Source organism: Actinomadura rugatobispora (assembly GCF_042656285.1).
Lineage (GTDB): Bacteria > Actinomycetota > Actinomycetes > Streptosporangiales > Streptosporangiaceae > Spirillospora > Spirillospora rugatobispora.
Window position 1 is genome coordinate 47,106 of record NZ_JBHSON010000082.1, and the last position, 6,270, is coordinate 53,375.

5 protein-coding genes and 1 pseudogene are annotated in these 6,270 nt (G+C 73.9%); 2 read left to right on the plus strand and 4 right to left on the minus strand.

The window, feature by feature from the left end; all coding sequences use genetic code 11:
- Positions 1-90 precede the first annotated feature (90 nt).
- On the minus strand, positions 91-699 hold the full coding sequence (locus ACFPZN_RS41865) for a TetR/AcrR family transcriptional regulator (protein ID WP_378288156.1): 609 nt from the start codon (positions 697-699) through the stop codon (positions 91-93).
- Between the two features lie 109 nt (positions 700-808).
- On the opposite strand from ACFPZN_RS41865, the gene ACFPZN_RS41870 reads away from it, so the two are divergent.
- Both ACFPZN_RS41870 and ACFPZN_RS41875 read left to right on the plus strand, forming a co-directional pair.
- Complete coding sequence (locus tag ACFPZN_RS41870; protein WP_378288157.1) at positions 809-3,475, plus strand: MFS transporter; 2,667 nt, start codon at positions 809-811, stop codon at positions 3,473-3,475.
- A gap of 83 nt (positions 3,476-3,558) precedes the next feature.
- The gene (locus ACFPZN_RS41875; RefSeq protein ID WP_378288158.1) at positions 3,559-4,386 is read left to right on the plus strand and encodes a YceI family protein; all 828 of its coding nucleotides are present in this window, start codon (positions 3,559-3,561) and stop codon (positions 4,384-4,386) included.
- 21 nt (positions 4,387-4,407) lie between these two features.
- On the opposite strand, the gene ACFPZN_RS41880 is transcribed toward ACFPZN_RS41875, so the two are convergent.
- From ACFPZN_RS41880 to ACFPZN_RS41890, 3 genes and pseudogenes are all read right to left on the minus strand, one after another.
- A complete protein-coding gene (locus tag ACFPZN_RS41880; RefSeq protein WP_378288159.1) occupies positions 4,408-5,208 on the minus strand; it encodes an SDR family oxidoreductase in 801 nt (266 codons plus the stop codon).
- Positions 5,209-5,214: 6 nt separating this feature from the next.
- Positions 5,215-5,901: a SecDF P1 head subdomain-containing protein gene (locus ACFPZN_RS41885; protein WP_378288160.1), complete on the minus strand. Its 687-nt coding sequence runs from the start codon at positions 5,899-5,901 to the stop codon at positions 5,215-5,217.
- 212 nt (positions 5,902-6,113) lie between these two features.
- A pseudogene (locus ACFPZN_RS41890) lies at positions 6,114-6,270 on the minus strand (2-oxoacid:ferredoxin oxidoreductase subunit beta); the annotation flags it as partial.

A 6,270-nucleotide genomic window follows, 5' to 3' on the forward strand; every position in this document is an offset into this window, starting at 1 on the left:
GGGACCCTCCGACCCTGAGTCGATCTCGGCTGCGCCCGGTGCCGTACGCGGCGCCGCGCGATTACACCCGGCGGCGTACGGCGGGCGGGATCAGCGGAGGGGCGCCAGGGCGGCCTCGAACATCGCGGCGATCCGGGCGGTCAGCGTCTCGGGGTCGGCGGCGCGGAGGTCCTCGACGCCGAGCGCGCGCCGGATGGGGCCGCCGCCCATGATTATCGTCACAGCGAGCAGCGCGCGGACCCGCGGATCGGGCCCCGACAACTGGTCCATGAGCGGTTGGACGATGAGCCGTTCCGTCTGCTCGTTGAGGATCCGCCGGACCTCGTCGCTGCCCACCGAACGGTCGAGCATGCGGGGCACGGGAGAGGCGGGCCCGCGGTGCGCCTGCCGGACGAAGTGCCGGGCCAGCCGGAGGGGGAGCGGCTCGGTGTCGTCGACGCCGGCGATGACCCGCTGGATGACGTACTCACCCTCCAGGACCTCGGCGAACAGCGCGGCCTTGGAGCCGAAGTAGCGGTGCACGAGGGCCACGTTGGCGTCCGCGGCGGCGGCGATCATCCGTACCGTGACGCCGTCGTAGCCGTGCTCGCCGAACAGGTCGCGGGCGGCCTCCAGCAGGCGCCGGCGGGTGGCCTCCCGGTCCCGCTTGGGACGGGGTCTGGCCTCCGGGGCCTCCGTACGCTCCAGTCGATCCAGCACCGGTTCCCTATCCTCCGCGCGTGTATGTCCTGGTTTGCAAGTAAACGCCTGACTACATAGGATATATGCAAAACACAGGTAATGGATACCCAAAAGTACGGGGGCGGGAGTGGTTCGAGCGAGTGCGGCGGCACCGCTGGTCAAGGAGGCGGCGCCGGCGGAACAGGCCGGGCCGCGGTACACGCACCGGCAGATCCTGGAGATCCTGTCGGGCCTCATGATGGCCATGCTGACCGCGATGATCTCCACCTCGGTGGTCAGCACCGCCCTGCCGACCATCGTCGGCGACCTCGGCGGCCAGGACCAGCTCTCCTGGGTGGCCAGCGCCTCGCTGCTCACCATGACCGCCTCCACCCCGCTGTGGGGCAAGCTCTCGGACCTGTTCGGCCGCAAGCTGATGTTCCAGAGCGCACTGCTGATCTTCGTGGTCGCCTCGGTGGCGGCCGGGCTCTCCCAGGGCATCGGCCAGCTGATCGCGGCCCGCGCCGTCCAGGGACTGGGCGTCGGCGGGCTGTCCTCGCTGGCCCAGGTGATCATCGGCGATGTGGTGGAGCCCCGCCAGCGCGGCCGCTACGCCGGCTACATGGGCGCCGTCTTCGGCGTCGCCACCGTCACCGGACCGCTGCTCGGCGGGTTCATCGTCGACGCCGACGCGCTCGGCTGGCGCTGGTGCTTCTACGTCTGCATCCCGCTCGCCGTCGTCGCCTTCCTGGTCATCCAGCGGGTGCTCAAGCTGCCGAAGGTCAAGCGCGACACCCGGCTGGACGTCTTCGGCGCGGTCACCATCACCGGCGCCGCCAGCGTGGTGATGCTGCTGCTGTCGCTGGGCGGCAAGGAGTTCGACTGGAACTCCACCTGGACCTACGGGCTGGCCGGCGGCGCGCTCGTGCTGCTGATCCTGGCCGTCGTCGCCGAACGCCGCGCGACCGAGCCCATCCTGCCGCCCCGGCTCTTCCGCAACTCCACCTTCCTGCTGGCCGCCTTCGGCTCGCTGTGCATGGCCATCGCCATGTTCGGCGCGATGATCTACCTCCCGCAGTTCTTCCAGATCGTCAAGGGCATGAGCCCCACCGCCTCCGGGCTGATGACGCTGCCGCTGGTCATCGGGATGCTCGTGACCTCCACCGTCTCCGGGCAGATCGTCAGCCGCACCGGCCGCTGGAAGATCTTCCCCGTGATCGGGATGGTCTGCGTCACCGTGGCGCTGTTCCTGCTGTCCCGGCTGCACACCGACTCCAGCGAGGTCTACATCGGCGTGGCCGTCGCCGTGCTCGGCGTCGGGCTCGGCCTCACCCTCCAGATCCTCATCCTGGCCGCGCAGAACGCCGCCGCCACCAAGGACCTGGCCGCCACCACCTCCGGCGTCTCCTTCTTCCGCAACCTCGGCGGCACCATGGGCGTGGCCGCCTACGGCGCGATCCTGTCCAACGCGCTGACGACCGAGCTGAACGACAGGCTCGCCGCCGCGCACGTCCGGCCGCCCTCCGGGACGGCCGGGGTGCTGGGTTCCCCGGAGCAGATCCACCGGCTGCCCGAGCCGTTCCACGGCATCGTGCTGGAGTCGTTCACCGGGGCCCTGGAGATGGTCTTCCTCGTCGGCATCCCGATCGCCGCCGCCGGTCTCCTCGCCGTGATCGCGCTGAAGGAGCTGCCGCTGCGCGGCGGCCCCGCGGAGGTCGCCGCGGAGACCGGGAACGTTGCAGGGACCGTCGCGGAGACCGCCACCGCGGCCGCCGCCGGGGCACCGGCCGTCCCGGCCCCGCAGGAACCCGTCACGGCGAGCCCGACCGGTTCGGGAGGACGGCACGCCCGCCCGCCCCGGCACGAAGCCCGCCAGGAGCAGAACCTCGTCGCGGTGGGAGCGCCGACCGCGTCCGCCGGGGAGCACACCTTCCCGGACGGCCTCGCCGGTGCCGCCCAGGCGGGCTCTCCCTCCGCGAGCGCCGTCTCCGCGGACGCCGCGTCCGCGAGCGCCGTCCCGTCCGGGGCCCCGTCACCGAACGGCGCCGGGGACGGCAGGCCGCAGATCCGCGGCCGCGTCACCGGCGGCGACGGAGACCCGGTCGCCTCGGCCACCCTCACCCTGATCGACGTGGGCGGGCAGCAGCTCGGCCGCGCGTTCACCCGCGAGGACGGCCGCTACGCCCTCGGCGTCCCCGGGCCCGGCACCTACGTGCTCATCGCCGCGACCGGCGAGCACGAGCCGCAGGCCGCCACGCTCGTCGTCGGCGACCGGACCGTGGACTTCGACCTGGCGCTGGCCGCCAACGGCGGGCTCGCGGGAACGGTCCGGGGCGCCCAGGGCGACCCGATCGAGGGCGCCATGGTCGTCGTCACCGACGTCCGCGGCGAGGTCGTCGGGACCTGCCGGACCGGCAACGACGGCGCCTACCTGTTCAAGGACCTGGTGTCGGGCGCCTACACCCTCGCGGTCAGCGCCGCCGCGCACCGGCCGGTCGCCGTCCAGGCGGAGATCGTCGGCAACGGCCGCACCCGCCAGGACGTGGAACTGCCGCCCGGCGCCCGCGTCCGCGGCACCATCCGCACCACCGGCGGCGCCCCGCTCGCCGACGCCCGCGTCACGCTGGTCGACGCGGCCGGCAACGTCGTCGCCATGGCCGTCACCGGCCCCGACGGCGAGTACGCCTTCGCCGACCTGGTCGGCGGCCAGTACACCGTGATCGCCTCCGGCTACCCGCCGGTCGCCACCGCGGTGTCGCTGTCGGGCGCCGGCCAGGACCAGCACGACGTGACGCTCGGCCACCCCGGCGACTGAGCGCGCGAGCGCCGTTCCCGAGCGCCCGCCCGGGCCGGACGAACCAGCACGACCACGACAGTGACACCGGGAGACGAGAACTGATGGACGACGCGCGCGGCCTGCGCGGCACGGTGCGGACCAGGGACGGCTGGGCCGTGCGGCACGCCATCGTCACCGTGACCGACCTGGCCGGACGCCAGGCCGCCAGGATCCAGGCGGGCGAGGACGGCCGCTTCGCCGGCGACCCCCTCCCCGCCGGCACCTACACCGCGATCGTGACCGCCATGGGCTACCAGCCCGCCGCGTCCACGCTCATCGTGCCGAGCTCGGGCACCGCCGACCTGGGCGCGCTGACGCTGGCCCGCGCGGGCGGCGCCGCGCTGCCCCCGCCCGGACCGTGGACGATCGACCCGGTCCACTCCAGCGTCACCGCGGTCGCGCAGCACCTCGGGCTGTCCAGCGTGCGCGGCCGGTTCGGCGCCTTCGAGGGCCGGATCGAGATCGCCGCCGAGGTGGAGCGGTCCCGGGTGACCGCCCGCATCGACGCCGCGTCCATCGACACCGGCAACAAGATGCGCGACGACCACCTGCGCTCGGCCGACTTCCTGAACGTCGACGTGCACCCGGTGATCGAGTACGAGGGCGAGGGCCTGACCGCGCTCGGCCCCGACCGCTGGACCGTCCACGGCCGCCTCAGCATGAACGGCCACACCCGCCCGGTCGACCTCGACCTGACCTACCTCGGCACCGGCCCCGACCCGTGGGGCGGCGTCCGCGCCGCGTTCCGCGCCACCGCCGAACTCCGCCGCGCCGAGTTCGGCATCCGCTACAGCCAGATCGTCGAAGCCGGCGTCAACGCCGTCGGGGAGAGCCTGCGGGTGGAACTGGAGATCCAGGCCGCCCAGGGCGAGACCCTCCCGCCCACCTGATCGCCTGCAACGCGGTCGCGGCTACATCGCCGAGCGGCGGAACCCGCCCTCGGAGTTGATGACCTGCCCGGTGATCCACGCGCTGTCGTCGGAGGCCAGCCAGCGGACCAGCCGCGCGACGTCGTCCGGGGTGCCCCACCGGCCCGCCGGCAGCGCCCGCCTGACGCTCTCGGCCACCTCGCCGCCGGCCCAGCCGGTGTCCACCGGGCCCGGGTTGACCGCGTTGACGGTGATGCCGCGGTCGGCGAGAGCGTCGGACAGGCTCAGCGTCATCTGGTGGACCGCCCCCTTGCTGATCGCGTACGGGAGTTCGCCGCTCATCGGGCCCAAGTGCTGCCCGGAGGTGAACAGCACGATCCGCCCGCCGGGCCGAGCGTCGTCGCGCACGGCCGCGTACGCCTGCACCAGCAGCACGTCCGCGCGGGCGTTCACCGCCCAGCTCAGGTCCAGTTCCTCGGCGGTGACCTCGTCGAGCCCGCCGAGCTTGGACCGGGCGTGGTTGGCGACCAGCACGTCCACGGCGCCGAAGGTTTCCACCGCCCGGTCGACGACCCGGCGTGGCGCCTCGGGGTCGGCGAAGTCGGCGGCGATGTGGTCCAGCCGCGGCCCGGTGCCGCCCAGCGCCTCCAGCACCCCCTCGACCCCGTCCGGGTCGGCGCCCCAGGGCTGCTCATCGTCGTGCGGCGCCCACGACTGCACCAGCACGCGGGCACCGGCGGCGAGCAGGCCGCGGGCGATCGCGAAACCGATCCCGGCCCGGCGGCTGACCCCGGTCACGACCGCGACCCGGCCGGACAGCGGTCCCTCCTCGGCGACCTCCACGCGCCGTCAGCGGCCGCGGAGGCTGCGGACCAGCCGGTTGGCCTCCGCCCGGTTGGACGAGCCCGTGATGACCACCTTGCCGTCCAGGATCGGGCTGTCCACGCGCGGCACCGTGACCAGGCGGTCCCGGACGACGAACGCCAGATCGCGGTTCAGCGTGGCGCGGGTGAGGGTGGCGAACGCGCGCCGGTCGTTGGCCCGGAGCGTCACCGCCACGTCGTAGGCGCCGCGGTCGCGAACCCGCTGCACGCGCAGGTCGGCGACCTTCCGGATCGCGATGCCCTGGCTCAGCTGGTAGCAGGCCAGCCCGGACGACGACTGCCCGGTGATGCCCTGCGTCCCCGCGGGGCACTGCCCCGGGACGGTCTGCGTGACCGGGTAGATGTGCAGCGGCGCGGCCAGATCCACCGGCCGGGTGCGCATCGACGCGGCGATCAGCCCGCCGCTCACCACGACCGTCGCGATCAGCAGCCCCAGCAGGACGACCATCACCAGCAGCGACGAACGGTGCTCGCGCACCGCGCGGTCATGGCGGGCGCTACCCCGGCGCCGCGCGGCCCGGCTGCGCTTGAGCTCGGTCGCGGCGCGCTGCCGCTCGGCCGCGCGGGCCCGGCGCCGGACGATCTCCTCGCTCGGCGGAGGGCCGAGCTCCAGCGTCCTGGTGCCGCCGCCGGGCGGCTCCGCGGTCGTCACGGTGCCCCGGCCCGGAGCTCCCGCGGGCGCGGTGTCCCGTGGACTCCCGCGGTCTTTCCTGCGGCGCGGAACGACCCGCATCGTCACCTCCCGGCAGCATGATTCCTCAGTCTGTCAGGACGCGGAAGGGGCCCGCTCCGTTCACCTCGGAACCGAAACGCGCGGCGGCCCGGACCCCGAAGGGCCCGGGCCGCCGCGTACGCGTCCGGCGCCTAGTCGATGCGCCAGGTGTCGCCGCTGCTGAGCAGGGCGGCCAGGTCGCCTTCGCCGTGGGTGTCGACGGCTTCGTCGATCTGGTCGCGCAGGAGTTCGTCGTAGGAGGGGCGGTCGATGTCGCGGAAGATCCCGATGGGGGTGTGCTCGAAGGCG